Annotated in this window: 19 protein-coding genes; 11 read left to right on the top strand and 8 right to left on the bottom strand. The window is 73.1% G+C overall.

Annotated features, from left to right (window positions below):
* Window positions 1-28: 28 nt before the first annotated feature.
* From E6R60_RS28420 to E6R60_RS28390, 7 genes are all read left to right on the top strand, one after another.
* Entirely contained in the window at window positions 29-307 is a 279-nt protein-coding gene (locus tag E6R60_RS28420) for a YlxR family protein (protein ID WP_136329551.1), read from the top strand.
* Window positions 308-455: 148 nt separating this feature from the next.
* Window positions 456-3,581 (top strand): translation initiation factor IF-2, encoded by a 3,126-nt coding sequence (infB, locus tag E6R60_RS28415; RefSeq protein ID WP_136329550.1) that lies wholly within the window; start codon window positions 456-458, stop codon window positions 3,579-3,581.
* A gap of 137 nt (window positions 3,582-3,718) precedes the next feature.
* Window positions 3,719-4,015 carry a DUF503 domain-containing protein gene (locus E6R60_RS28410; protein WP_136329549.1) on the top strand — a complete coding sequence of 99 codons (297 nt, stop codon included), beginning with the start codon at window positions 3,719-3,721 and terminating at the stop codon, window positions 4,013-4,015.
* A 16-nt stretch (window positions 4,016-4,031) separates the two neighbouring features.
* Window positions 4,032-4,481 (top strand): 30S ribosome-binding factor RbfA, encoded by a 450-nt coding sequence (gene rbfA, locus E6R60_RS28405; protein WP_136329548.1) that lies wholly within the window; start codon window positions 4,032-4,034, stop codon window positions 4,479-4,481.
* Window positions 4,478-5,374, top strand: coding sequence for a tRNA pseudouridine(55) synthase TruB (gene truB, locus E6R60_RS28400; RefSeq protein WP_136329547.1), 897 nt, complete (start codon window positions 4,478-4,480; stop codon window positions 5,372-5,374). Before rbfA ends, truB begins: the two co-directional genes overlap by 4 nt.
* 200 nt (window positions 5,375-5,574) lie before the next feature.
* Entirely contained in the window at window positions 5,575-9,660 is a 4,086-nt protein-coding gene (locus E6R60_RS28395; protein WP_136329546.1) for a serine protease, read from the top strand.
* A 43-nt stretch (window positions 9,661-9,703) separates the two neighbouring features.
* On the top strand, window positions 9,704-10,657 hold the full coding sequence (locus E6R60_RS28390) for a bifunctional riboflavin kinase/FAD synthetase (protein ID WP_136329545.1): 954 nt from the start codon (window positions 9,704-9,706) through the stop codon (window positions 10,655-10,657).
* 30 nt (window positions 10,658-10,687) lie between these two features.
* On the opposite strand, the gene E6R60_RS28385 is transcribed toward E6R60_RS28390, so the two are convergent.
* From E6R60_RS28385 to eccE, 8 genes are all read right to left on the bottom strand, one after another.
* A complete protein-coding gene (locus tag E6R60_RS28385; protein WP_136329544.1) occupies window positions 10,688-11,683 on the bottom strand; it encodes an ABC transporter ATP-binding protein in 996 nt (331 codons plus the stop codon).
* Window positions 11,680-12,699: an ABC transporter ATP-binding protein gene (locus E6R60_RS28380; RefSeq protein WP_136329543.1), complete on the bottom strand. Its 1,020-nt coding sequence runs from the start codon at window positions 12,697-12,699 to the stop codon at window positions 11,680-11,682. The genes E6R60_RS28385 and E6R60_RS28380 overlap by 4 nt, the downstream gene beginning before the upstream one ends.
* Window positions 12,696-13,649, bottom strand: a complete 954-nt coding sequence (locus E6R60_RS28375; RefSeq protein ID WP_136329614.1) for an ABC transporter permease — start codon at window positions 13,647-13,649, stop codon at window positions 12,696-12,698. The genes E6R60_RS28380 and E6R60_RS28375 overlap by 4 nt, the downstream gene beginning before the upstream one ends.
* 11 nt (window positions 13,650-13,660) lie before the next feature.
* Entirely contained in the window at window positions 13,661-14,743 is a 1,083-nt protein-coding gene (locus tag E6R60_RS28370; protein ID WP_136329542.1) for an ABC transporter permease, read from the bottom strand.
* A 117-nt stretch (window positions 14,744-14,860) separates the two neighbouring features.
* Entirely contained in the window at window positions 14,861-16,738 is a 1,878-nt protein-coding gene (locus E6R60_RS28365; protein ID WP_136329541.1) for an ABC transporter substrate-binding protein, read from the bottom strand.
* A gap of 197 nt (window positions 16,739-16,935) precedes the next feature.
* Complete coding sequence (locus E6R60_RS28360) at window positions 16,936-19,932, bottom strand: SCO5717 family growth-regulating ATPase (protein WP_136329540.1); 2,997 nt, start codon at window positions 19,930-19,932, stop codon at window positions 16,936-16,938.
* A 342-nt stretch (window positions 19,933-20,274) separates the two neighbouring features.
* On the bottom strand, window positions 20,275-20,997 hold the full coding sequence (locus tag E6R60_RS28355) for a hypothetical protein (protein WP_136329539.1): 723 nt from the start codon (window positions 20,995-20,997) through the stop codon (window positions 20,275-20,277).
* Window positions 20,997-22,310 (bottom strand): type VII secretion protein EccE, encoded by a 1,314-nt coding sequence (gene eccE, locus E6R60_RS28350; RefSeq protein ID WP_136329538.1) that lies wholly within the window; start codon window positions 22,308-22,310, stop codon window positions 20,997-20,999. The genes E6R60_RS28355 and eccE overlap by 1 nt, the downstream gene beginning before the upstream one ends.
* 225 nt (window positions 22,311-22,535) lie before the next feature.
* Here eccE and eccB point away from each other — a divergent pair, with 225 nt between their 5' ends.
* From eccB to E6R60_RS28330, 4 genes are all read left to right on the top strand, one after another.
* Window positions 22,536-24,086: a type VII secretion protein EccB gene (gene eccB, locus E6R60_RS28345; protein WP_136329537.1), complete on the top strand. Its 1,551-nt coding sequence runs from the start codon at window positions 22,536-22,538 to the stop codon at window positions 24,084-24,086.
* 88 nt (window positions 24,087-24,174) lie between these two features.
* The gene (mycP, locus tag E6R60_RS28340; protein ID WP_136329536.1) at window positions 24,175-25,392 is read left to right on the top strand and encodes a type VII secretion-associated serine protease mycosin; all 1,218 of its coding nucleotides are present in this window, start codon (window positions 24,175-24,177) and stop codon (window positions 25,390-25,392) included.
* 176 nt (window positions 25,393-25,568) lie between these two features.
* On the top strand, window positions 25,569-25,904 hold the full coding sequence (locus tag E6R60_RS28335) for a hypothetical protein (RefSeq protein ID WP_136329535.1): 336 nt from the start codon (window positions 25,569-25,571) through the stop codon (window positions 25,902-25,904).
* 48 nt (window positions 25,905-25,952) lie between these two features.
* The gene (locus E6R60_RS28330) at window positions 25,953-26,258 is read left to right on the top strand and encodes a WXG100 family type VII secretion target (RefSeq protein WP_136329534.1); all 306 of its coding nucleotides are present in this window, start codon (window positions 25,953-25,955) and stop codon (window positions 26,256-26,258) included.
* The last annotated feature ends 60 nt before the right edge of the window (window positions 26,259-26,318 follow it).

Genomic DNA, 26,318 nt, shown 5'->3' with positions numbered 1-26,318 from the left:
AGGTCGGTGCGGGGAGGTAGACTTAAAGGTGTCTGGCCGGACGCACGCCCGCGCTTGCCCCGAGCGAACCTGTGTGGGATGCCGGGAGCGAGCGGCCAAGAGCGAGTTGCTGCGCATCGTGGTGGACGAGGATGCATGCGTCCCCGATCCTCGCGGTACGCTGCCCGGCCGGGGTGCCTATGTACACCCCGTCTCTGTCTGTCTGGACCTGGCGGTTCGCCGCCGGGCCTTCCCCCGGGCCTTCAAGGCCAAGGGGCCGTTCGACGCCGCTGCGGTGCAGCGGTTCGTCGAGCGGGTGACACCGTAAGAAATTGAACGGCACGGGTCCCCGTGCGGTCAGGTACCTCGCGAGTTGGAAGTAGGTCGAGATTGCGATGAGCACTCGATGAGTACGCGATGAGTACGCCCATGAAGTAGCGACGGTCCGGCGGTAACCCGGACCTAAAAGGAGCGAAGTGGCTAAGGTCCGGGTATACGAACTCGCCAAGGAGTTCGGAGTGGAGAGCAAGGTCGTCATGGCCAAGCTCCAAGAACTCGGTGAGTTCGTACGTTCGGCGTCCTCGACGATCGAGGCGCCGGTTGTACGCAAGTTGACTGACGCACTGCAGGGGCCCGGCGGCAACGCCGGCAAGTCCGCTGCAAAGCCTGGCGCGCCCCGTAAGGCCGCCCCTGCCAAGCCCGCAGCGCCCTCCCCGGCCGCCGCGGCACGTCCCGCTGCCCCGAAGCCCGGCGTCCCGGCCCCCAAGCCGGCCGCCGCCGAGGCCCCGAGCAGCACCCCCGCCGCACCTTCCGCACCGTCTGCGGGCCCGCGTCCGGGCCCGAAGCCGGCGCCCAAGGCCGCTCCGGTCACCCCGGTCCCCGCAGCCGAGTTCTCGGCTCCGGCTCCGGCCCAGCCGGCAGCGCCGCAGCAGCAGGCCCCGCGTCCCGCGGGCGCCACCCCGGGTCCCCGTCCCGCCACCCGTCCGGCCCCGGCCGGCGGTCAGCGCGACGGCGGCCGTGACGGTGGCCAGCGCGACGGCGGCCGTGGTGGAGAGCGTGGCGCCGAGCGTCCCGCCCGCCCCGCGGGCCAGGGCGCCCCGCGCCCCGGCGGCGCCCGTCCGGCCGGTCCCCGTCCGGGCAACAACCCCTTCACCTCCGGTGGCTCGACGGGCATGGCCCGTCCGCAGTCCCCCCGTCCCGGCGGCGCCCCGCGTCCCGGTGGCGGCTCGGAGCGCCCCGGCGCCCCGCGTCCGCAGGGCGGCCCCGGCGGCGCCCCGCGCCCGCAGGGCCAGGGCGGTGCACGTCCCTCTCCGGGCGGCATGCCGCGCCCGCAGTCCCCTCGTCCCGGCGGCGCCCCCGGCGCCGGCGGTAACCGTCCCAACCCGGGCATGATGCCGCAGCGTCCCGCTGCCGGCCCGCGTCCCGGTGGTGGCCCCGGCGGTGGCCGTGGTCCCGGCGGCGGCGGCCGTCCCGGCGGCGGTGGCGGCGCAGGCCGTCCCGCGGGCGGTGGCTTCGCAGGCCGTCCGGCCGGTCCCGGTGGCGGTGGCGGCGGTTTCGCCGGTCGTCCCGGTGGCGGCGGTGGCGGTGGCGGCGCAGGCCGTCCCGGTGGTGGCGGCGGCTTCGGCGGTCGTCCCGGCTTCGGCGGCCGTCCCGGCGGCCCCGGTGGCCGTGGTGGCACGCAGGGCGCCTTCGGCCGTCCCGGCGGCCCCGCGCGTCGTGGCCGCAAGTCGAAGCGGCAGAGGCGCCAGGAGTACGAGGCCATGCAGGCCCCGTCGGTGGGCGGCGTCATGCTGCCTCGCGGCAACGGACAGGCCGTCCGGCTGTCGCGCGGTGCCTCCCTCACCGATTTCGCCGAGAAGATCAACGCCAACCCGGCGTCGCTCGTCGGCGTGATGATGAACCTCGGCGAGATGGTCACTGCCACGCAGTCCGTCTCCGACGAGACGCTGAAGCTCCTCGCGGACGAGATGAACTTCGTCCTGGAGATCGTCAGCCCGGAGGAGGAGGACCGCGAGCTGCTCGAGTCCTTCGACATCGAGTTCGGCGAGGACGAGGGCGGCGAAGAGGCCCTGGTCTCGCGTCCGCCGGTCGTGACCGTCATGGGTCACGTCGACCACGGTAAGACCCGACTGCTGGACGCGATCCGCAAGACGAACGTCATTGCGGGCGAGGCCGGCGGCATCACGCAGCACATCGGTGCGTACCAGGTCGGCGCCGAGGTCAACGGCGAGGACCGCCGTATCACCTTCATCGACACCCCGGGTCACGAGGCGTTCACCGCCATGCGTGCACGTGGTGCGAAGTCCACCGACATCGCGATCCTCGTGGTGGCGGCGAACGACGGTGTGATGCCCCAGACGATCGAGGCGCTGAACCACGCCAAGGCGGCCGACGTGCCGATCGTGGTCGCGGTCAACAAGATCGACGTCGAGGGTGCGGACCCGACCAAGGTGCGCGGTCAGCTCACCGAGTTCGGTCTGGTGGCCGAGGAGTACGGCGGCGACACGATGTTCGTCGACATCTCCGCCAAGCAGGGCCTCAACATCGAGGCTCTTCTGGAGGCCGTCGTCCTCACCGCCGACGCCTCGCTCGACCTGCGGGCCAACCCGGAGCAGGACGCGCAGGGTATTGCGATCGAGTCCCACCTCGACCGCGGCCGCGGTGCCGTCGCGACCGTCCTGGTCCAGCGAGGCACGCTGCGGGTCGGCGACACCATGGTGGTCGGCGACGCGTACGGCCGAGTCCGCGCGATGCTCGACGACAAGGGCGAGAACGTCGAGGAAGCGGGTCCCTCGACCCCCGTCCTCGTGCTGGGTCTCACCAACGTCCCGGGCGCCGGCGACAACTTCCTGGTCGTCGACGAGGACCGCACGGCCCGTCAGATCGCCGAGAAGCGTGCTGCGCGTGAGCGCAACGCCAACTTCGCCCGCAAGGGTGTCCGGTTCTCCCTGGAGAACCTGGACGAGGCGCTCAAGGCCGGTCTGGTCCAGGAGCTCAACCTCATCATCAAGGGCGACGCGTCCGGTTCGGTGGAGGCTCTCGAGTCCTCGCTGCTCCAGCTCGACGTCGGTGAAGAGGTCGACATCCGGGTCCTGCACCGCGGTGTGGGTGCGGTCACCGAGTCGGACATCGACCTGGCGACCGGCTCCGACGCCATCGTGATCGGCTTCAACGTGCGCGCCGCAGGGCGTGCCGCGCAGATGGCCGACCGCGAAGGTGTGGACGTCCGGTACTACTCGGTCATCTACCAGGCGATCGAAGAGATCGAAGCGGCCCTCAAGGGCATGCTCAAGCCGGAGTACGAAGAGGTCGAGCTCGGTACGGCGGAGATCCGCGAGATCTTCCGCTCGTCCAAGCTGGGCAACATCGCCGGTGTGCTGGTCCGGTCCGGCGAGGTCAAGCGCAACACCAAGGCGCGCCTGCTGCGCGATGGCAAGGTCATCGCGGAGAACCTCAACATCTCCGGTCTGCGCCGCTTCAAGGACGACGTCACCGAGATCCGCGAAGGCTTCGAGGGCGGTATCAACCTCGGAAACTTCAACGACATCAAGATCGACGACGTCATCGCGACGTACGAGATGCGCGAGAAGCCGCGAGGCTGACCCGTACCTCAACAGTCGGGGCCGGTCGACGGGACGTATATCCGTCGATCGGCCCCGGCCGTTCCGTGTACGGTTCTTGTGTCCCTGCCAATCACCGGCGGGGCGCGAACCCGAACCGGCGGGACATCCGGACATACATGTATGTGGGGACACTGTCCTTCGATCTGCTTCTCGGCGACGTACGGTCGCTGAAGGAGAAGCGTTCCATCGTCCGTCCGATCGTTGCCGAGCTCCAGCGCAAGTACGCGGTGAGCGTGGCGGAGACGGGCGGGCAGGACCTCCATCGCAGGGCCGAGATCGGCCTCGCCGTGGTCTCCGGGGAAACCGGACACCTCACAGACGTGCTCGACCGGTGCGAGCGGTTGGTCGCCGGCCGGCCCGAGGTGGAACTGCTGTCCGTACGACGGCGGCTGCACAGCGACGAAGACGATTGAGCAAGGAGACGGACCAGTGGCCGACAACGCGCGGGCTAAGAAGCTGGCGGACCTCATCCAGGAGGTGGTCGCCGAGAAACTGCAGCGTGGAATCAAGGATCCGCGCCTGGGTACGCACGTGACCATCACGGACACCCGCGTCACCGGCGACCTGCGGGAGGCCACGGTCTTCTACACGGTCTACGGCGACGACGAGGAGCGGGCGAGCGCGGCGGCCGGCCTGGAGAGCGCCAAGGGCATCCTGCGCTCCGCGGTCGGTTCGGCGGCGGGGACGAAGTTCACCCCCACCCTCACCTTCGTGGCGGACGCGCTGCCCGAGAACGCCAAGGCGATCGAGGAACTCCTCGACCGCGCGCGGGCCTCGGACGCCAAGGTGCGCGAGGCGTCCTCGGGCGCCGCGTACGCGGGCGACGCGGACCCGTACCGCAAGCCGGAGGACGAGGACGAGGACTCACCTTCCGCATGACGCAGAACAAAACGCCGGACGGCCTTGTCATCGTCGACAAGCCGTCCGGCTTCACTTCGCACGACGTCGTCGCCAAGATGCGCGGCATCGCCCGCACCCGCCGCGTCGGCCACGCGGGCACGCTGGACCCGATGGCGACGGGCGTGCTCGTGCTCGGCGTCGAGAAGGCCACCAAACTCCTCGGCCACCTCGCGCTGACCGAGAAGGAGTACCTCGGTACGATCCGGCTCGGCCAGGACACCGTCACGGACGACGCGGAGGGCGAGATCACCTCGTCCACGGACGCCTCCGGGGTGACGCGCGAGGGCATCGACGCGGGTGTCGCCGCTCTGACCGGCGCGATCATGCAGGTGCCGTCCAAGGTCAGCGCCATCAAGATCGACGGCAAGCGGTCGTACGCGCGCGTGCGCGGCGGCGAGGAGTTCGAGATCCCGGCCCGGCCGGTGACCATCTCGTCCTTCCACGTCTACGACGTCCGTCCCGCCGTCGCCGAGGACGGCACCCCGGTGGTCGACCTCGTCGTCTCGGTGGTCTGCTCCTCCGGTACGTATATCCGGGCCATCGCGCGCGACCTCGGCGCCGGGCTCGGCGTGGGCGGTCATCTGACCGCTCTGCGGCGTACCCGTGTCGGCCCGTACGGCATCGACGCCGCCCGGACGCTCGACCAGCACCAGGAGGAGCTCGTCGTCATGCCGGTGGCCGAGGCCGCCGACTCGGCGTTCCCCCGCTGGGACGTCGACGAGAGGCGGGCCAAGCTGCTCCTCAACGGGGTGCGGCTCGACATGCCCGCGTACCCGCCGGGTCCGGTCGCGGTGTTCGGGCCCGACGGCCGGTTCCTGGTCCTCGTCGAGGAACAGAAGGGCAAGGCCAAGAGCCTCGCCGTCTTCGCCTGACCCTTCCGGGGCCTGCGGGTCCTCCCGTGGAGCGGGCAGTGCCCCCTGTGCCCGCTCCACGACCCCCCACCGGATTCTGTCCGGCGAACGCCCTCGATTCACCCCAACGGGCAGGCGCTCGGAGTGAATCGGGGGTGCGCACGGGGCGCTTTTACCCTGATCGCTTCTCGTGTCGATCACCGCGGCCCTAACGTCGGATCATGGGATGCGGGGACCGGGCGACGCTGGTACGACTGTGCGATCCGGCGGGCCGGCCGCGGGGGACGGGCTTCGTCGCGGACGACCGGGGCACGGTGGTGACCAGCCACGAGGCGGTCGCCGGACTCCCTCACCTCCTCCTGCACGGCGCCGACGGCCGCACCTGCCGCGTCGAGGCCTCCGGCCTCGCCGCTCTGCCGGAACTCGGCCTCGCGCTCCTGCCCACCGGCGGGCCCGAGTCGCTGGGCGTACCGCCCCTGCCGATCGCCCTGCGGGAGCGGATCGACGCCGGTACGTATGTGTCGATCGCCGCGCACGGCTGGCGCGAAGCGCGCGTGCTCGGCACGGCCCAGGCGACCTACACCGCCGACGGCCGCACCCACACCATCGGCAGGGCGCTGGAACTGGCCCTCGGCACGGACGGCAGCGACGCGCTCCGGCTCGGCGGCGCGGCCGTCGGGGGGCCCGTCCTCGATCCGGACAGCGGCGCCGTCATCGCGGTCCTGGGCACCGCCCTGCGTACCGGGCAGGCCGCCGCGGGATGCGCGGTGCCCCTGGCCGGCCCGGACCGGGACGGCCCGCTGGGCGCGTTGCTGGAGCGCAACGCGCGCGGGGTGCCCGGGTACGGCACCGACCTGAACGTGGCGGGGGCGCTCCAGCTCACCGCCATGTCGGCCGGCTTCGCGGAGGGACCGCCCGCAGGGCTCGACCCGGTGGAACGACCCCACGTGGCCGCGGAGTCCGACGCCTTCGCGACGGCCGGCCCCACCGCCGACGGACAGGCGGCGCCGGTGGTTCTGGGGCTGGTCGGAGCGCCTGGCACCGGCCGCACCACCGAGCTCGCCGCGCTCGCCGCACGCCGGGCCGGAGGCCCGGTGCCCGCGCTCACCCTGTGGCTGCGCGGCGCCGATCTGCTCGCCGACGACACCTCGGTGGCCGACGCGATCGCTCGCACGCTCCAGCAGGCCGGGCGCATCGTCACCGCCGCCGGGGCCGTGGGCGACATGGCGACCGCCACCCCCGAACGGGTGGCCAGGCTGGCCGCGGACGCGGGCAGCCCGCTGCTCGTCCTGCTGGACGGCCCCGAGGAGATGCCGCCCGTCCTGGCCCATCGGCTGGCCCGGTGGACGGCGGGCACGGTCGGCTGGCTGCGGGACCACGGGGCGCGGCTCGTCGTCGCCTGCCGGCCCGAGCACTGGGAGACCGCAGGCGCGCTCTGCCCGCCCGGCGCGCTGCACCGTCCCGCCCGCCCCGCCGGGCGGCTCCCGTCGGCCGTCCGCATCGGCGACCTGACCGTGGGCCAGGCCGAACGGGCCCGGGAGCGGTACGGTCTCCCGCCCGACGCGCTCGCCCCGGGCCACGACCGGCATCCGCTCACGCTGCGGCTCCTCGCGGAAGTACGCGAGGCCCTGCCGGCGGACGCCCCCGGCCGGCCCGGCACCGAGGAGGTCTTCGGCGCGCACATGGACCTCATGTGCCTGCGCATCGCGGTCCGGATCGCCGCCCAGTGGCGTCCCGCGCCGCACGGGGCGGCGGTGCGGCGGCTGGCGGCGCGGGTGGCGGGCCAGGTCCACGAAGCGGCCCGGCGCTGCCTGGGGCCGGGGCAGGGGGAGCTGGACCGGGCCTCGTTCGAGGAGGTCTTCCCGTGGCGCACGGGCTGGGCGCCTGCGGTGCTGACGGAGGGGCTGCTGGTCCCGGCCGGGGCCGGATACCGGTTCGCCCACGAGGAGCTGGGGGACTGGGTCCAGGGGGCGCATCTCGACCTGGACGCGGCGCTGCGGGCACTGGTGCACCGGTGGCATGCGGAGGCCGGGGCGGGTGCGGCCGCGGTTGCGGGGGAACGCGGCGGCCGGGTGCCGCACCCGCGCCGCCCGGGCGGGCAGGCCGCACGCGGGGCGCCGGCAGAGGGAGCGCGGACCGAGGGAGCGCGGACCGAGGGAGCGTCGCTACCGGACGTGCCGGTGCAGGAGGCGTCCGCACCGGAGCAGCCGCACAGGCTTCCCGTGCCACGCCACCGCATCGGCCCGGTGATCGAGGCGCTCCTCCTCCTGGGCCGCCGCCAGGGACCGGCCGCGCTGGCCCACCGGCTGGCCGACCTGATCGGCGCGCTGGACCGGCTGTCCGCCAAGGAGCGGGCAGGCGCCGCGGGGCCCGTGGAGGCCCTGGCGCGCCCGGGTACCGCACCGCCCGCGAGGTCCCGAGTGCCCGCCGGCTCCACCGAGCTCCCAGGCCCCCGAACGTTCCCAGGCACGACCGAGCCCGCCGGGCCCCGAAGGTCCGCAGGGTCCACGACGCCCGCACAGTCCCCCGTGCCCGCACACGCCCCCGAGCCCACCGAAGCCGCCCCGGTCCGGGCCCTGCCCCATCCCGACGCGCTCTGGTGGGCCGGGCGCCTGCTGTCCGAGACGTTGCTGCGGGTCCCCGACGCCCGGCCGTACCTCGGCGTGCTCAGGCTGCTGGCCGGGCGCATCGTCGGGAGCTCGGCCGGCGGAGGCGGGGCGCGGGGCGCGTACGCCGAGTTCGGGCCGTGGTTCTGGCGACGGCTGCGGCTGCCCGAGGCCGACCGGATGGATCTGTTCCGGCGCCTCGTCCCCGCCGACCCGCCGCCGCGCTCACGCACCGACGCCGAGACCGCCGGAGTGACTGACGTCGAAGCCGCCGGTGCGACGGACGCCGAGACTTCCGGCGTGACCGGGACCGCCGGTGCGACCGACGCCGAAACCGCCGGAGCGACCGAGGCGGAAACCGCCGGCGACCGCGACGGCGGGCGGTTCCTGGACGCCGTGGCCCGAAGGCTCGCCGCCCAGCCGCGGACGGTCCAGCCGCTCCTGTGCGCCTGGTTCACCGATGAGCACCCGCTCGCGGCCGAGCCGGGAACGATCCCCCGGCCCACTGTGGCGGCGGCCGCGCAGGCCCTCCTCTACGCCCGTCGGGGCCTGGCCGTGGACGAGCTGACCGACGCGCTCGTCTCCTCCGGCCACCCCCGCGCCGACGAGCTGCTCGCCGCGCTGGCCGAGGACGAACCGGCCGCCCTGTGCCGGGCCGTGGAGCGCTGGTCACGCGACGACGACCGCCGCGCCCGCCGGATCGCGGCGGCCTCCTACGGAGCGCTCGTGGCCGGGCATCTGACCCGGGACACGGACCGCGCCCTGCTGCGCCGCGCCGCCCTCGCCCTGCTGGGCCGCCCCGCGGACACCGATCTGCACGGACCCGCGCTCGCCCTGCTCGTGGCCGATCCGCAGACCCGGGACCGCTATCTGCCGCAGGCCCTGCGGGCCTTCGCCGCGGACGGGCCGGACATCGACGCCGCCGCGCTCGCCGTCGCACTGCCGACCCACCCGGAGGCGGTGCTGGCCGCCTACCGGGAACGGCTCGTACGGCCCGGGGACGGTGCGGGCGAGGTGCTGCGCGCGCTCGCCGGGATCGACGCTCCCGCGCTGGCCCTGCACGCCGCCGGACTCGTGCGCGCCTACGTCGGCGGCCACCCCGGGGACACCTCGCACGCCGCCGCCTACCTGGAGCGCAGGCTGGAGCACGGGCCGGCCGCACGGGCCCTGCTGCTTCCCCTGCTGACCGGACTGCTCAGGGAGCGCCCCGCGCCGGCGCCGGTCCGGGGCTCGATCGCCGCGGTGCTGGCCTCGCCCGGCAGCCCCGCGTCCCAGCCGCTGCGGGACACGCTGCTGGAGGTGCTGCTGGACTTCGAGCAGGGCGGCGGCCACCGGGACCCGCTCGTGCTGGAGCCGCTGCTGCGCGCCGCCGCGACCGGCTGCGCCGGGCGGTCACCGGCCCGCACCCGGGCCCTGGTGCACCGCACCGGGATGCTGCTGGTCCGTACCCCGGAAGGGGCCGCTCTGTTCGACCGGCTGCTGGTCGCACTCGCCCGGGACGTACCCGGGTTCGGCGCCCTCGTCATCGGGTGGCTGGCCGACGCCCCGCAGGAGTGGGCGGTGGTCGTCGGCCCCAGCGCGCGGCGGACGGTGGAGGCCCTGGAGGGCACCCCGGCGGACGACGACAAGGCCCCCGGAGCCCCGATGACCATGCCGATGCAGGCCGCAGGGCGTGAGCATGGCAGTCTTAGACCTGCGTAAGAGACACACCCACGTACACAGGTTCGGGCGAGGAGCGGTCAGAGTGCAGCGCTGGCGTGGCTTGGAGGACATCCCCCAGGACTGGGGACGCAGCGTCGTCACCATCGGCTCCTACGACGGGGTGCACCGCGGACACCAGCTGATCATCGGCCGGGCCGTCGAGCGGGCCCGCGAGCTGGGGGTCCCCTCGGTCGTCGTGACCTTCGACCCGCACCCCAGCGAGGTCGTCCGGCCCGGCAGCCATCCGCCGCTGCTCGCCCCGCACCACCGCCGCGCGGAACTGATGGCCGAGCTCGGCGTGGACGCGGTGCTGATCCTGCCGTTCACCACCGAGTTCTCGAAGCTCGCTCCGGCCGACTTCATCGTGAAGGTGCTCGTCGACAAGCTGCACGCCCAGCTGGTCATCGAGGGACCCAACTTCCGGTTCGGCCACAAGGCCGCGGGCAACGTGCAGCTGCTCACCGAACTCGGCGACACCTACGACTACCGCGTCGAGGTCATCGATCTGCGGGTGCGCGGCGAGGCCGGCGGCGGCGAACCGTTCTCCTCGACCCTCACCCGACGCCTGGTCGCCGAAGGCGACGTGGCCGGCGCCGCGGAGATCCTCGGCCGTCCGCACCGCGTCGAGGGCATCGTCGTCCGCGGCGCGCAGCGCGGCCGCGAACTCGGCTTCCCCACCGCGAACGTGGAGACCCTGCCGCACACCGCGATCCCCGCCGACGGCGTGTACGCGGGCTGGCTGCACGTGAACGGCGAGGCGATGCCGGCCGCGATCTCGGTCGGCACCAACCCGCAGTTCGACGGCACCGAGCGGACGGTGGAGGCGTACGCGATCGACCGCGTCGGCCTCGAGCTGTACGGCCTGCACGTCGCCGTGGACTTCCTCGCGTACGTACGCGGCATGCTGAAGTTCGACTCGATCGACGACCTGCTCGTGGCGATGGCCGCCGATGTGAAGCGGTGCAGCGAGCTGATCTCCGCGTACGACCGGGGCTGAGGGCTTCCCCTCCGCCCCGGCACCGCCCTTCTACGTCCGCACCGCCGCCGTCGCCGCGGCCCAGTGGCACGCCACCTGGGCCGCGCCGCCGCCCGCGAGCACCGGCAGGTCCTTCGTACGGCAGGCGTCGGCCACCCCCGCCCGCTCCGCCTCGCCCGAGGCGAGCACCTGGCAGCGCAGATGGAAGCGGCAGCCGGACGGCACCTTGGAGGGGTCCGGCGGCTCGCCCGTCAGCACCACGGGCTCGCCCTCGGCCTCCGGAAGGACCGACAGCAACGCCTGGGTGTACGGATGCCGCGGGGCGGTGAGGATCTGCTCCACGTCCCCCGTCTCCACGATCCGGCCGAGGTACATCACGGCCACCCGGTCGGCGATGTTCCACGCGAGGCCGAGGTCGTGCGTGACCACCAGCGCGGACAGACCCAGTTCGTCCCGCAGGCGCAGCAGCAGGGCGAGGATCTCCCCGCGGACGGAGGCGTCCAGCGAGGCCACCGGCTCGTCCGCCACGATGAGTTCCGGCTCCAGGACCAGCGCGCCCGCGATCACGACCCGCTGACGCTGACCGCCCGACAGCTCGTGCGGGTAGCGGAGGAAGAACCGCTCCGGAGGCCGCAGTCCCGCCCGGGAGAGCGCGTCGGCCACCGCCTTCCGCTCGTCGCCCGGGTACCGGTGGATCCGCAGGCCCTCGGCCACCGCGTCGTACACCGTGTGCCGCGGGTTGAGCGAGCCGCTGGGGTCCTGAAGCACCAGCTGGACCCGCTTGCGGTACGCCTTCAGCGCTCGGCTGCCGTAGTCGAGCGGCTTGCCGTCGAAGGTGACCTGCCCGGCCGTCGGTGGGACGAGGCCCAGCAGCGAGCGCGCCAGCGTCGTCTTGCCGCACCCCGACTCGCCGACCAGGGCGACGATCTCGCCCGGCCTGATGTCCAGGTCGACCCCGTCCACGGCGCGGGCCGGGTCGGCTCCGTGCCTGCCGGGGAAGGTGACCTGGAGCTCCCGCGCGCTGAGCAGGTCCGTGGTGGTGGTCATGATGTGCTCCTTGCTTCCTCGGCGCCCCGCGCGACCGCGGCGTCCGGCCCGGCCAGCACGCAGGCGGCCTCCCGTCCCGGCCCCGCCACCCGCAGCACCTGGTCCTGCGTGGCGCAGGAGTCCAGGGCCACCGGGCAGCGCGGATGGAAGGTGCAGCCGGCCGGCAGCGCCGACGGGTCGGGCGGGTCGCCCGGCAGCCCCCGGGGCGCGAACCGCGAGGCCGGGTCCCCGATCCGGGGGAAGGCGCCCGAAAGGGCCTTGCTGTAGGGGTGGTGCGCCCGCTCGTAGACCTCGGAAGCGGGCCCCTGCTCCACGACCCGCCCCGCGTACATCACCGCGAGCCGGTCGCAGGTCTCCGAGAGCACCGCGAGGTCATGGCTGATCATGATCAGTCCGAGGTCCTGCTCGGAGACCAGCTGCTCGATCAGGCGCAGGATCTGGGCCTGGATCATCACATCGAGGGCCGTCGTGGGCTCGTCGGCGATGATCAGGCCAGGGTCGCAGGCGAGTGCCATCGCGATCATCACGCGCTGCCGCTGCCCGCCGGAGAGTTCGTGCGGATAGGCGTCCGCCCGGGCGGCGGGCAGTCCCACCTGCTCCAGCAGCTCCCCGGCGCGTTTGCGCGCGGCGGCCTGCGTCGTCCTCGCGTGCAGCACGATCGGCTCGGCGATCTGGTCGCCGATGCGGTGCACCGCGTTCAGCGAGTGCATCGCGCCCTGGAAGACGATCGAGGCGCCCGCCCAGCGCACGGCTCTGACCTGGCCCCACTTCATGGCGAGGACGTCCTCGCCGTTCAGCAGGATCTCGCCGGTGACCTTCGTGCCCGCGGGCAGCAGCCGCAGCAGGGCGAGGGCCAGCGTGGACTTCCCGCACCCCGACTCCCCGGCGATCCCCAGCTTCCTGCCCGCCTCGACCTCCAGGTTCACCCCGCGTACGGCCTCCGCCCCGCCGGCGTACGTCACCGTCAGGTCGCGTACCTCGAGAAGAGGCGTCTCGCGGATGTGCGTCGTGCTCAACGGGTCACCCCCAGCTTGGGATTGAGGACGGTCTCGATGGCACGGCCGCACAGCGTGAACGCCAGGGCCACCAGTGCGATGGCGATGCCGGGCGGCGCCAGGTACCACCAGTCGCCCGCGCTCACCGCGCCGGCCTCGCGCGCGTCCTGGAGCATGCCGCCCCAGGAGGTGATGGTCGGGTCGCCCAGACCGAGGAAGGCCAGCGTGGCCTCCGTCAGGATCGCGCTGGAGATCACCAGCGTGGTCTGCGCGAGGACGAGCGGCATCACGTTCGGCAGGACGTGCCGGAGCATGATGTGCCCGTGCCCGCCGCCCAGCGCGCGGGCGCGCTCGATGTAGGGGCGGGACTCCACCGCGAGGGTCTGCGCGCGCACCAGCCGGGCCGTCGTCGGCCATGTCGTGACGCCGATCGCGATGATGACCGTCCACAGGGAGCGGTCCATCACGGTGGCGAGCGCGATCGCCAGGACCAGGGTCGGCATGACCAGGAACCAGTCGGTGACCCGCATCAGGACCGTCGCGTACCAGCCGCGGAAGTGTCCGGCGACGATCCCGACGACCGTACCGATGGCCACGCAGAGGAACGCCGCGAGCAACCCCACGGTGAGGGAGACGCGCGCCCCCCAGATCAGCAGGGCGAGGACGCTGCGGCCGAACTGGTCGGTCCCGAGGGGGAACTCCGCGCTCGGCGACTCCAGCGCACCGCCCGGCGCCTCGGTCACGCTCTGGGCGTCCGAGCCGGTCAGCGCGGGAGCGAACACCGCGATCAGTGCGATCAGCGCGAGTCCGGCCAGACCCCACAGACCGCCCCGGTGGCTGCGGTACTCCCGCCAGAACCGGGCCATGGAACGCCGTTTGCGGGCCCGGGCCAGCGCGCCCGGGCTCTTGGCCGCCTCCGGCCCGGATTCCCCGGGCGCGGGGGCCTCGGCCCCCGGCGTGGACGTGGGCATGGATTCGGTCGTCATCGGCCCACCCGGGGATCGAGCAGCGGATACAGCAGATCGGCCAGGGTGTTCGCCAGGATCACCGCGGTGGCGAAGACGAAGAACAGCGCCTGGACGAGCGGAAGGTCGGGGACGCTCAGCCCTTGGTAGAAGAGGCCGCCGAGACCCGGCCAGGAGAACACCGTCTCGACCAGGATCTGTCCCGCGACCACATGGCCGAGGTTGACGAACATCAGCGTGAACGTCGGCAGCATCGCGTTGGGCACGGCGTGCCGGCGGCGGACCGTGTCGTCACGCAGCCCCTTCGCGCGAGCCGTCGTCAGGTAGTCGCTGCCCATCTCGTCCAGGAGCGAGGAGCGCATCACGAGGAGCGTCTGCGCGTAGCCGACCGCGACCAGGGTGATCACGGGGAGCACCATGTGGTGCGCGACGTCGAGCACGTACGCGAAGCCCGTCTCGTTGCCCGACTCCAGGCCGCCCGTCGGGAACATGCCCGGGATCGGTCCCACGCCCACCGAGAAGACGATGATCAGGAGCAGACCGAGCCAGAAGGAGGGCACGGAGTAGAGCGTGAGCGCGAGCGCGGTGTGGAAGCGGTCGCTCTTCGACCCGTTGCGCCAGGCGGTACGGGTGCCGAGCCAGATGCCCAGCGCGCTGTAGAGGACGTACGCCGTTCCGGTGAGGAGCAGCGTCGCCGGGAGGGCTTCGGTGATCTTGTCGATGACCGGGGCGTGGTACTGGAACGAGGTGCCGAAGTCGCCGGTGAGGGCGTCGCCCACGTAATCGGTGAACTGCTGCCACATCGGCTGGTCGAGGCCGAACTGGTGGCGCAGCGATTCGAGTTGCTCGGCGGAGACGCGGCGGCCGCCGGTCATCTGCTTCACCGGGTCGCTGGGGATGAGCCGGAAGAGGAAGAAGCTGGTGACCAGTACGGCGAAGAGGGAGACGGCCGCGCCGACGATCTTGCCGGCCACGTACGTGAGATAGGCCTTGGTGTTGCGCGCCCGTGGGCCGCGGGCGGCCGAAGGCGCGGCCGTAGCCGGACCGTCCGTGTCCGCATCCGCCTGTTTCACGAGCGCCGGAGTGCTGTCAGCTGTCATAGGAACTCTCGTTACTCGTGTTGCGTGTGGAGGGACGGCCGACGCGCCCGGTGCTGCCCGGGCCCGTCGGCCGATCGCTCTCATCCCGTCCGCGGGAACCAGCCGCGGTCCGCGGTGCTACTCGCGCTCGTCCGCGGTGGTGCGGCGGCGCCTGGAGAGGAGGAACCCGCCACCGGCGAGGACCACCACGGCGACGACGATGCCCACGACGATGCCCGTGGAGCTCGAACCGGAGCCGCTGTCGCTGTCCCCGTCACCGCTGCCGGCCGGAACGGCCGACCACCAGCTCCAGTACCCGTCCTGCCCGTAGATGTTGCCGGCCGCCTCGGGCATGGTCGTGATCGACTTGATCTGGTCGGTGCGGTACGCCTCGACGGCGTTGGGGTACGCCAGGACGTTCATGTACCCGGAGTCGTACAGCCACGACTGCATCTGGCCGACGAGGTCTGCCCGCTTGGCGGGGTCGTACTCGGCGAGCTGCTTCTTGTACAGGCCGTCGTACGTCTTGTCGCAGATGAAGTTGTCCGTGGCCGCGCTCGCCTTGGCCTTGGCCGGCAGGGCCGCGCAGGTGTGGATGCCGAGGACGAAGTCCGGGTCCGGGTTGACGGACCAGCCGTCGAAGGCGAGGTCGTACTCACCGGCGTACCAGGGCACGGAGACGTCGTCGAGGCAGTCGACCTTGAGGCCCACGCCGAGCTTGCCCCACCACTCCTTGAGGTACTTGCCGATCGCCTTGTCGTTCGGGTCCGTGGCGTGGCACAGGATGCGCAGGTCGAGCGCCTTGCCGTCCTTGCCGACGCGCTTGCCGCCCTTGAGTGCGTAACCCGCCTGGTCCAGCAGCCGGCCGGCCTTCGCGGGGTCGTAGGCGAGGCTCTGGCTCGCCGACGGCTGCCAGCTGTACTCGGAGAAGCGCGGCGGGATGTACCCCTGGCCCTCGACGGCGTGGCCCTGGAAGACCTTGTCGATGATCGTCTTGCGGTCGATCGACAGGAACAGAGCCTGGCGGACCTTCTGGTCCAGCAGTGCCTTGTTGCCGTTGCCGAACTTCTTGCCGTCCTTGGTCTGCGCGCCCGGGTTGGTGGCCAGCGCGAAGAAGCGGCGGCCCGGCCCCTCGTTGACCTTGATGTTCGCCTCGCCCTTGAGCGAGTTGGCCTGGGCGGGCGTCAGCGCGGGCGAGCCGGCGACGAAGGAGACCTCGCCCTTGCGGAGCGCCGCGACCGCGGCGTCCTGGTCCTTGTACGTCTTGAAGACCAGCTCGTCGAACTTGGGACTGCCGCGCCAGAAGTCCTTGTTGGCCTTGAGCTTCACGTACTGGTCGACCTTGTAGTCGCTCAGCACGAAGGGCCCGTTGCCCACGACGGGGAAGTCCGTGTCGTTGTTGAACTTCGAGAAGTCCTTGACCTTCTCCCAGACGTGCTTGGGGACGATCGGCACATCGAGCGCGGCCATCGTGGCCTGCGGTTCCTTGAGCTCGATGACCAGCTTCGTCGGGCTCGGAGCCGTCACCTTCTTGAAGTTGGTGACGAAGCTGCCGTTCGCCTGGGCGGCGCCCTCGTCGGTCATGATCTTGTTGAACGTCCAGGCCGCGTCCTCCGCGGTGGCCTGCTGACCGTCCGACCACGTGGAATTGGGCCGAATGGTGTACGTCCACGTCAGCTTGTCGGCTGACGGCTCCCACTTGGTGGCGAGACCGGGGACGGCGTGATTGTCCTTCGGGTCGTAGTTCGTCAGGAAGTCGTACATGAGCCGGGAGACGCTGGTGCTCAGCAGCTTCTGGGCGAGGAACGGACTCAGGGAGTCGACGCTCTGTGCGACCGCGACGGTCAGCGTCTTGTTGCCGCTGTCGGCGGCCTGCGCCTGCTGGGGCGCAGGCCCGAAGGGCACACCGGGCACGACGGACCCGGCTGCGAGAGCGAGGGCGGCGGCGCCGGAGGCCAGGAGGACACGCGGACGTGAGCGTGGCTGGGCTGAGGGCGGTGGGACTCTTTCGACCATGGTCAGGGACCTCGCGTCAGGACTCGCACGGAGAAGGCGGGTTGATCTCTGGTTCGCCAGCTGGTGAAGCGAAGGTTTATCAGCGGTGGTCGAGCCGCGTCAACGGTCACCGAAACGGCGTGTGGTCTGCGGGAATGCAATGAGGGTCCCCATCGCCGGAGCGATGTGGACCCTCATTGGTCGAGACCTCTGACGCCTTACTGCTGAGGCGCTGGCGGCGGCTGCGGAGGGTGCTGCTGCCACCCCGCCGGCGGCACCGGGCCCTCGAGTCCGGGATGCGCGGACTGCCCCGGCTGACCAGGCTGTCCGCCGTGCTGCTGCGGTGGCGGCGGGCCGGCCTGACCGGCCGACGACTGTGCCTGCGAGGGCGGCGACTGCTGCCAGTTCTGCCCGGCGCCGGGTGCCTGCTGCGGGGGGTAGGGCTGCTGCGGCTGCCCGCCGTAGGGCGGCTGCTGCTGCGGGAACGGCTGCTGGGGCTGGTGGGGTGCGTACGGCTGCTGGCCGGGCGCCGGCTGGCCCGGCATCTGCTGACCGGGCATCGGAGGGGCGTACTGCGGCGGCGGGTTGCCGCCGTTCGCCGTCCACAGCCCCTGCTGCTGCTGGGCGCGCGCGAAGTCCTCGGCCACGAGGGCGGAGAGGTGGAAGTACGCGTCCCGGGTCTTCGGGCGCATCATGTCGAGATCGACCTCGGCGCCGGCCGACAGGTGCTCGTCGAACGGGACGACGACCACCCCGCGGCAGCGCGTCTCGAAGTGCTGGACGATGTCGTCGACCTTGATCATCTTTCCGGTCTCGCGGACCCCGGAGATGACGGTGAGGGACCGCTGGACCAGTTCCGCGTATCCGTGCGCCGACAGCCAGTCCAGGGTGGTGGAGGCACTTGACGCACCGTCCACCGACGGGGTGGAGATGATGATCAGCTGGTCGGCGAGGTCCAGCACCCCGCGCATCGCGCTGTAGAGGAGTCCGGTGCCGGAGTCCGTGAGGATGATCGGGTACTGCTTGCCCAGCACCTCGATCGCGCGACGGTAGTCCTCGTCGTTGAACGTGGTCGAGACCGCCGGGTCCACGTCGTTGGCGATGATCTCCAGGCCGGAGGGCGCCTGCGAGGTGAACCGCCGGATGTCCATGTACGAGTTGAGGTGCGGGATCGCGTGGACCAGGTCGCGGATGGTGGCCCCGGTCTCGCGGCGCACCCGGCGGCCCAGCGTGCCGGCGTCGGGGTTGGCGTCGATGGCGAGGATCTTGTCCTGCCGTTCGGTGGCCAGGGTCGCTCCCAGAGCGGTGGTCGTCGTGGTCTTGCCCACGCCGCCCTTGAGGCTGATCACCGCGATCCGGTAGCAGGAGAGCACCGGCGTGCGGATCAGGTCGAGCTTGCGCTGCCGCTCGATCTCCTCCTTCTTGCCGCCCAGCCTGAAGCGTGACGCGCCGGAGGGGGTGCGGCTGCTCTTCGCCTTCTGCTTGCCCCGGACGAGCCGGTCCGAGGAGAGCTCCACGGCGGCCGTGTAACCGAGGGGCGCGCCCGGCACCGAACGCTCGCGCTGGTCATGGGTGACCGGCATGGGCCACGCGCTTCCGGCCCGGGGGTCGGGGGGCGGGCCCTGCGGCGCTCCCTGCGGCGCTCCCTGGGGCGGGAGTTGCTGCGGGTACGGCTGCTGCGCGTGCTGCTGCGCGGGCAGATTCGGGGTGGGCTGGGCCGGCGGCTGGACGCCCTGGGGGAATCCGTAACCGCTCTGCGGCTGCTGCTGCGGCTGCTGCGACGGTTGGGGCTGCGGCTGCTCGGGGGCCTGGGGCAGCTGAGGTGGCTGAGGTGCCGACGGGGGCAGTGCCGCGCCCTGCTGGCCGGACCACTGGTGGGCCTGCGGCGGCTGCGGCGACTGGGGTGCGGGCGACGGCGGGAGCTGTGCCGGAAGCGCTCCGCCCGGCAGGGCCTGCGGGGGCTGCTGCTGGGGGAAGCCGTAGCCCCCCTGCGGCCCGGGGGCTGCCGGCTGAACCGGCTCAGGCTGCTGCGGCTGCTGGGGGAAGCCGTAACCTCCCTGCGGCCCGGGGGCTGCCGGCTGAACCGGCTCAGGCTGCTGCGGCTGCTGGGGGAACGGGGGAGCCTGGGGGCTCTGCGGCGTCTGGGCCGCGGGAGCCTGCGGGAAGCCGTGGCCGCCCGCTCCTCCGTCGACCGGGGCCGACGGAGGCCAGTGGGAGGCGGGCTGCGGTGCCGCGGGCTGCGGCGCCGCCGCGGGCTGGAACGACGGCGGCAGCGGCGGCAGTCCGCCCGAGGCCGGCGCCGGGGTCCAGGGGGCGGGCGCCTTGTCCTGGGGTGCGCCGGCCGACGGTTCGTCGAGGGCGGCCGCAGCCGGGAGGGCGGCCGGGGGCACGGCATCCGAGGGTTCCGGGTGCGTGGGTGCCGCGTCCGTGGGCACGGCGTCGGCGGGCTCGTCGGCGGGCGCGCCGTCGTCGGAGGCGTCGGGGCTCGCGGAGCCGGCTGCGGACGCGTCACCGTCGGCCTCAGGGGACCCGTCCCCCGGCACGGAGGAGGGGGACGCGTCGGAGGGGACGGCGTCGGCGGGAACGGGAAGGGCGTCGGACGGCGCGAAGGCGGACGACGAGGACGAGGAGGAGTCCGGATCCACCCCGGCCTCCCCGCCCTCCTGGGAGCCGCCCTGCGCGGTGGCCGCCGCATCCGCATCCGCACCCGCGCCGGCCTCTTCGCGTCCGGAACCGGCCGCCGTGCTGTCGTCCGCCGGCTCGGCACGGGTCTCTGCAGTGCCCTCGGCGTCGGCGTCCGCCGCGGCCTCGCGCTCGGCGATCTCCCGCTTCAGTGCGGCGGACGAGAACCGCATGGTCGCGCCGCTCTCCACGTCGCCGCCCCCGAAGGGGTCGGGAGCGCTGCCCCGGCCCGGCACCGAAGGCTCGGCGGCCGCGCCCTGGACCGGTGCCGGCGGCGCCGGAGTCCAGTCGGGCTCGAATCCGCTCCCGGCCGGCAGCCCGGGCACGGACACCGGGGCGCCGGTGGGCGGCGGGGGCGGTGCCAGGTGCGTACCGGCGCCGCCCGAGGAGTCGCCCGGCGCATTCTGCGTGTACCAGGCGGGCGGGGTGTAGTCGATGGTGAACTCACCCGTCATCTCGGCGGGCTCCGCGTCGGACGACTCGTCGACGGGCTTGTTCCAGCCCCCGCGCATCTCGTCCCGATCGCCGTTCACTTTGCCTCCTGGTGTGGTCGAGCGCCCTTGTGCCGTGGTGGGTGGGGGCGACCGTTCCCTCAGGTCCCGCCCGGAGTTCCCCCGGACAGGGCCTGGTGCGAACCGCCCGGCTCTCCCCCTGGGACGCGCACTGTCTGCCCGCAGGTTCTCTGCCGCGCCCGGACCCACCCTAATCGTCATCGGGCTCGCCACGGCAGGCCGTACGGCACCGCGGCCGCTGTCCCGTACGTCACGTACTGCTCCCAAGTGGGCTGAGTACGGCGGGGAATGAGGCGTAAAGCGGTCAAACACGCACATCTGCGCAGGGAAACTCGACCAATTCGCACACGGCGGGGCAGGGCATCAGTCCATCCGGCGGGCGCTGCCCAGCAGTCCCGATTCCGCGTCGGTCGCCCGGATCATCACGAACTGCCGGTCCCTCCGCGTGCACCAGAGGGTGACCCCGTCCGTCAGCGTGGACAGGGCTCGGGTCTCTTCGGGTCCCAGACCCATGAGATGCCCGATCTGCGCGGCTTCGTCGGGCGAGACCCGTTGGATGCCGACCAGGGAGGACTTCTCCATGAGGCCGGCCGCCACCGGACTCAGGTACGGCAGCAGGGTCACCACCGACTGCCACGGTGCGGACGCCAGCCGGCCGCGCGGCGGCCTTATGCCGCAGTCCCGCACGACGACGACCGGCGCTCCGGCCGAGGGGCCCTGCGGTGGCACCCGCCCCACCTCGTGCAGCGCGATGCCGCAGCCGTCACCGCCCGCGGCCCGCACCAGCCCCTCCCAGGCCGTGGGCCGGCCCGTCTCGACCACGATCCGGGCACCGGTCGCCGCCATCCGCAGCGCGAGCACCTGGGCCGTCCAGAGCCCGCCGATCAGCGTGACGTCGTACGGAGTGGGCCGGATGACGCCGAGCACGGCGGGGCGTCCCCCGCCGTCCACGCCGATCACCACGCCGTCGTCGCCGACCGGCAGGGCCAGCGATGCCAGTTGCCCGGGGCGGACCGTGTGCCGGGGCCGGCGCGGGCCGGTCAGCCCGAACCCCCGTCGGCCACGGCCCGGTACGGGTACGGACATCAGCGGGTACCTCCGAGGGGCAGGGTGGCGAGCACTCCGGGCAGCTGCTGGTGGTCCAGCCGCACCAGCGAGGTCTTCACGCCGCGCGCCGTGCGCTCCAACTCGTGCCGAGCGGCCAGGAGTTCCCGGTCGTCGCGGCCGGTGACGCGGATGTGTCCGGTGACCGTGATCTCCTGCCGGTCCCCGTGTCCCAGGGTGAGAGCGAACGTCGTGGCCAGGGCCGGGACCGAGGTGAGCAGCGCGACGAGCTGCGGCATCGGGGCCCCGCCGCCCAGCTCCGGCCAGCGGCGCACCCAGTACGTGGTGTGCAGCCGGTCGTCGCACTGCCAGGTGCGCGAGGTCTCCCGGGTGCGGCGGGCCCCGGCCCCGTCCCGGCCCGCCCGCGCCGTGACCGACGGATCCGCGCAGGCGGACGTGGCGAGCGCCGCGCAGAGTTCCTGCTCCGTGAGCACCGTCGCGGACAGCCCCGCCCCGCTCAGCCGGCCGGCCAGCTGGTCGGCCGCGCGCACCAGGCACTTCTGCGCACCGGTGAGGCCGCCGCCCCGCGCCCGTACGGCCTCCGGGCAGAGCTCCGGGGCCAGCTTCAGCGCGATCCAGGTGATCCGGACCGCCGGGGTGCCCGCCTGGGCTTGCAGGGGTGCGTAGTTCCGGGTCACGAGCGACTGTTCCGGCAGCCGCGGCGCGGGAGCCGGCTGGGTGTGCTGCACGATCTGCGCCGACTCCAGCAGGATGCCGTCGACGTCGAGCGCGTCCCCCACGAGCGCCAGGGGGAGCGGCCTCGCGGACCGGTCCGGACGCAGCGCCGTGCCCTCCGCGTCGATCCTGAGGACGGCCGTCAGATACGTACCGTCGCCGGCCATGCCGACCGGACGCCGGTCGCGGCCCTCGAACGCGTACGTGCGCAGCGCCGGTTCGCACTCGACGACGGGCGCGATGCCCGGTTCCGTACCGGGGGCCGGTCGTGACGACTCCGCCCTGCGCCTGCGGGCACGCAGCGCGAGGACGGAGTGCAGCAGCGCGGGGAGGGACCGCCGGCGCCGCCGCACGACGGCGAACACCACGAGCAACGCGGCCGGCGCCGAAGCGGGCGCCAGCAGCAGCGGGTCGACGACCCACGCGCAGAGCAGCAGCGCCCCCGCGATCTCCAGCAGGACGAGCTGGTGCAGCCGCAACGGCCCGAACGATCCCGTCCGCCCGCCCCACCGCGCGAGGCGCCCGCCGCCGCCGGCCGGCGGACCGGGCGCACCGGCCCGGGGCGCTTCGGGAGGCCGGGTGTCCGGGGCCGGAGCCGTCCGCGTCGCGGAAGCCGTCATCGCGGCATCCCCCCGTTCATCCGGCCCGGTGCGCCTCCCGGCGCGACCCGCGCCGGGCCCGTCCCACCGAGGTCTCCGGCGGGGTGGATCACCCTACCCGGCCCACAACACCGCTGGATCTACAGGCATAGTAGGGAGCCGGTCCGGCATCGGGGGTCCGGTACGGGACGCCGGCCGCGGCCGCTCCCGGTGCCGTGCGGTCGGACACGGGAGACGGACGGGCTCATGGCATCGCGGCGCGACGACCTCAACGCGTACACCTTCGCCAAGCGGCGCATGGTGGCGGCGTTCCTTCAGCCCTCGCCCACCGGCTCCGACGAAGGCGCCCCGCGCCCCCTGCGCGCCGTTCTCCCGGGGCTCGTGGCCGGCGCCCTGATCCTCGCGGGCTTCGGCGCCTACGGCATGTTCCGGCCGGCCGCCCCCGAGGACTGGGACAGCCCCGGCGCCAAGGTGATCGTCGGCAAGACGTCGACCACCCGCTACGTCGTGCTCACCACCGGCAAGGGCGCCGACCGCAGGACGCAGCTGCACCCCGTGCTGAACCTCGCCTCGGCCCGGCTGCTGCTGAACCCGCAGAACTACGGCGTCATCCAGGTCGCCGACGAGATCCTCGACGCGGGGAAGCCCCCGCGCGGGCCGGTCCTCGGGATTCCGTACGCCCCCGACCGGCTGCCGGAGGGGGAGGACGCGGGCACCGCCAAGCGCTGGGCCGTGTGCGTCCAGCCCGGCGGCCGGGGGAACACCGTGCAGAAGGCAGCCTTCGTCCTCGCCGCGCGCGACGACCGGCTGACCGAGGGAGCAGGCCGGCTCACCGGCGGCCAGGTCCTGTACGTCAGGGGACAGGACCGCACCCGCTATCTCGTGGACGCACGGGGCACCAAGTACCGCATCGACGAGAGCGCCGCGGACCTCGGCCACCTCACCGCCGCCCTGGTCGGCAGCGCGCAGCCGCAATCCGTCACCGACGACTGGCTGGCCACCCTGCACGACGGCAGCCCGATCGCCTTCCCGAGGGTCCCCGGCGGTGTCGGGGCCCCGGCGCACATCGAGGGCCACCTGTCCGCGCGCGAGAACCGCGTGGGCACCGTGCTGCGCACCAGGGACGGAGGGGGCACCGCCCACTACGTCGTCCTGGACGGCGAGGTCCGGAAGGTCTCCGAGTTCACCGCCTGGCTGCTCATCAACTCCCCGCAGACGGCACGCCTCGACCTGGCCGGGCAGGCGCGTCCCGCCGGCCTCCAGGACTTCGTCCCCGCCGCCGGGCCCTTCGCGGGCCAGGCCGCGCACTGGCCCGCGCACCGAGCGGTCCGCGTCAACGCCACCGACGCGGGCGCCACCGGCCGCGACACCGTCTGCAACGTGCTGCGCCGCACGGACGGCAGGGGCCGGACCACCCTGAGCACCTGGGCCGGCACCGGATACCCCGCCTCCGTAGGCGCCGGCGGCACGAGCACGTACGTCACCCCGGGCAGCGGTCTGCTCTACACCCAGGTGAGGGAAGGCCAGACCAGCCGCGACGGATCACTCTTCCTGGTGACCGACACCGGGCTGCGGTACGCGGTCCCGGCTAACGGTGACAGTGACGCCGAAGGGACCCGCACCGGCACCGGCGAGGCGGGGGACGGCCCGGAGAGGCGGCCCCGTCCCGGCCCGGCGCAGATCAGGCTCGGCTACGAGAAGACGACACCCGTCCTCGTCCCGATCGCCTGGTCCGAGTTCCTCGCCAAGGGCCCCCGGCTCGACACCGACGGCGCTCGCCGGCCTCAGGGTTCCTGAGAACGGCCGGACAGGGCCGCGGGGCACACCAGCCGGCCGATCACCAGCCAGGCGGACACCACTGGACACACGCGGGGGAGAGAGCGCGATGCCGTACCGGACAAAGGTCCTCCTGGTGGCGGCGTCGGCACTGGGCGTCCTCGCGGGGCCGCAGGCCGCGTACGCCGTTCCAGGTTCGGACGGCCTGCGCCCGGACGGCGTCGGCGCGTGCGACTTCCCGATGAAGGAGCAGTTCGAGGGCCGCCCGTGGCCGCTCCAGCGGGTGCTCCTCGACGAACTGTGGCAGGACACACGGGGCAAGGGGATCCGCGTCGCCGTCATCGACACGGGGGTGGACGACACCAACCCTCAGCTCAGGGGCGCGGTGGACGCCTCCGCGGGCATCGACTACACCGACGGCGGCGGCAGCGACGGGACCGTGGACGAGGTCGGCCACGGCACCAAGGTCGCCGGCATCATCGCCGCCCGCCCGCGCACCGGCACCGGGTTCGTCGGCCTGGCCCCCGAGGCCACCGTCATCCCGATCCGCCAGAACGACGGGCGGCACAACGGCGAGGGCAGCACGATGGCGGCCGCGATCGACCACGCGATCGCCGAGGGCGCCCAGGTCGTCAACATCTCCCAGGACACCACCAGGCCGCTGGCCGACGACTCCGTGCTGGGCCGGGCGGTGGCACGCGCGGTCGCCGAGGACATCGTGGTCGTCGCCTCCGCGGGCAACGACGGCCGGGACGGCAGACGCCGGAGCACCTACCCCGCCGCCTTCGACGGCGTCCTCGCCGTCGGCGCTTCCGACCGCAACAACGAACGCGCCCCCTTCTCCCAGGCAGGAGATTTCGTGGGCGTGGCCGCACCCGGGGTCGACATCGTCTCCACCGTCCCGGGCAACGGCCAGTGCACCGACAACGGCACCAGCTTCTCCGCGCCGTACGTCTCCGGGGTCGTCGCGCTGATGCGCGCCAAGTACCCGGACTGGACGGCGGCGCAGATCATCGCCCGCGTCGAACAGACGGCAGAACGCTCCGTCAACGGGCGTGACCCGTTCGTCGGATGGGGTGTAGTCGATCCGGTCCGCGCCCTGTCCGGGGACGACACCCCGCAGGACGCCCCTCGCTCGGACGCACCGCCCGCCGCCGCCCGGGCCCCCGAGCCCGCGGACCTGTCGACGGGGGAGACCCCGCAGCAACGGAGCAAGCGCTACGCGGCCTACGCACTCGCCGCGGCGGCCGTGCTCGTCGGTGTGGTGGCCGGCGCCGCGACCGTGGCGCGCGACCTCCGCAGGCGCCGCGTTCCGCACCGTCGGTGACCCGCCGAAGCGGTTCCACGACGCTCGGGCGGACCAGCGCGACGCGGTGAAGTGGCTAGGGTGATCAAGGACTTCAACGGGTGACGGGCAATCAGGAACCGGCCGGAGCGACGTGGCCGCAACCGGTGCGACCATCCCTGCCCGCACCCCTCAGCGAACCGAGAGAGGACCTCCGCATGACCAACCCCGCGGGCGGTTTCGGACTTGCCGACGATCCGGTCATCCAGGCCAGGAACAAGATCGTCAAAACCGCCGAGGCGGTCTCCACGCAGTCCAGGGAACTGGCCGACATCCTCGCGACGGCCGGAGCGGGGTGGACCGGAGCCGGCGCCTCGGGATTCACGTCCGCGCAGCTCGTGATCAACGAGGACCACGACGAGATCCGACGGCTGCTGAACGTGCTGCTCCACGCCGTGGGCAGCACAAGAAACCTCAGCAACGCCAACGACGAGGAGGTCCGCGCGGCCTTCCACGTGGTCAGGACACCCGCCTCGGGGCTCGACGGCGTCTGAACCGCCTCGATTCCCTCCCCCCCGCAGCCGAGTCAGAGGAGAAACCGGATGGGGCACGACCCGCACACCAAGGTCAGGTACGAGAGCGTCCAGGAGATGGCGAACCGCATCCGCGCCGTTTCGCAGAACATCTGCCGCGACCTGGAGGAGATGGACGGCGCGCTCAAGGTGGTCACGGACACCTGGGACGGCGAGGCGCACACCGCGTACGTGGTGCTCCAGCGCAAGTACCGGGGCAAGGCCGACGACATGAAGGGCCGACTGGAGCACGTCGCGAGGATCATCGAGTCCGGCAAGGACAACTACCGCGCCACGGACCTCAAGGCCTCACGCCTGTTCACCGAGGCGTACTGAACGCCGGCGGCCGCGCCGCGTGCCGCAGGAGGGGCATGTTCACTCGAACGTGCCCCTCCC

The organism is Streptomyces sp. A0642 (assembly GCF_004795105.1).
In the GTDB taxonomy this organism is placed as follows: domain Bacteria; phylum Actinomycetota; class Actinomycetes; order Streptomycetales; family Streptomycetaceae; genus Streptomyces.
Note: the sequence above shows the minus strand (reverse complement) of the source record. Positions and strands in the feature narration are given on the sequence as shown.

What these genes read in the sequence shown, in the direction of transcription:
- E6R60_RS28395 (WP_136329546.1), top strand. Translation starts at nt 5,575, where the DNA reads ATGGGATGCGGGGACCGGGCGACGCTGGTACGACTGTGCGATCCGGCG.
- E6R60_RS28385 (WP_136329544.1), bottom strand. Translation starts at nt 11,683, where the DNA reads ATGACCACCACCACGGACCTGCTCAGCGCGCGGGAGCTCCAGGTCACC.
- E6R60_RS28330 (WP_136329534.1), top strand. Translation starts at nt 25,953, where the DNA reads ATGGGGCACGACCCGCACACCAAGGTCAGGTACGAGAGCGTCCAGGAG.
- mycP (WP_136329536.1), top strand. Translation starts at nt 24,175, where the DNA reads ATGCCGTACCGGACAAAGGTCCTCCTGGTGGCGGCGTCGGCACTGGGC.
- E6R60_RS28370 (WP_136329542.1), bottom strand. Translation starts at nt 14,743, where the DNA reads ATGACAGCTGACAGCACTCCGGCGCTCGTGAAACAGGCGGATGCGGAC.
- E6R60_RS28355 (WP_136329539.1), bottom strand. Translation starts at nt 20,997, where the DNA reads ATGTCCGTACCCGTACCGGGCCGTGGCCGACGGGGGTTCGGGCTGACC.
- E6R60_RS28375 (WP_136329614.1), bottom strand. Translation starts at nt 13,649, where the DNA reads ATGCCCACGTCCACGCCGGGGGCCGAGGCCCCCGCGCCCGGGGAATCC.
- E6R60_RS28365 (WP_136329541.1), bottom strand. Translation starts at nt 16,738, where the DNA reads ATGGTCGAAAGAGTCCCACCGCCCTCAGCCCAGCCACGCTCACGTCCG.
- eccB (WP_136329537.1), top strand. Translation starts at nt 22,536, where the DNA reads ATGGCATCGCGGCGCGACGACCTCAACGCGTACACCTTCGCCAAGCGG.
- truB (WP_136329547.1), top strand. Translation starts at nt 4,478, where the DNA reads ATGACGCAGAACAAAACGCCGGACGGCCTTGTCATCGTCGACAAGCCG.
- E6R60_RS28410 (WP_136329549.1), top strand. Translation starts at nt 3,719, where the DNA reads ATGTATGTGGGGACACTGTCCTTCGATCTGCTTCTCGGCGACGTACGG.
- E6R60_RS28335 (WP_136329535.1), top strand. Translation starts at nt 25,569, where the DNA reads ATGACCAACCCCGCGGGCGGTTTCGGACTTGCCGACGATCCGGTCATC.
- eccE (WP_136329538.1), bottom strand. Translation starts at nt 22,310, where the DNA reads ATGACGGCTTCCGCGACGCGGACGGCTCCGGCCCCGGACACCCGGCCT.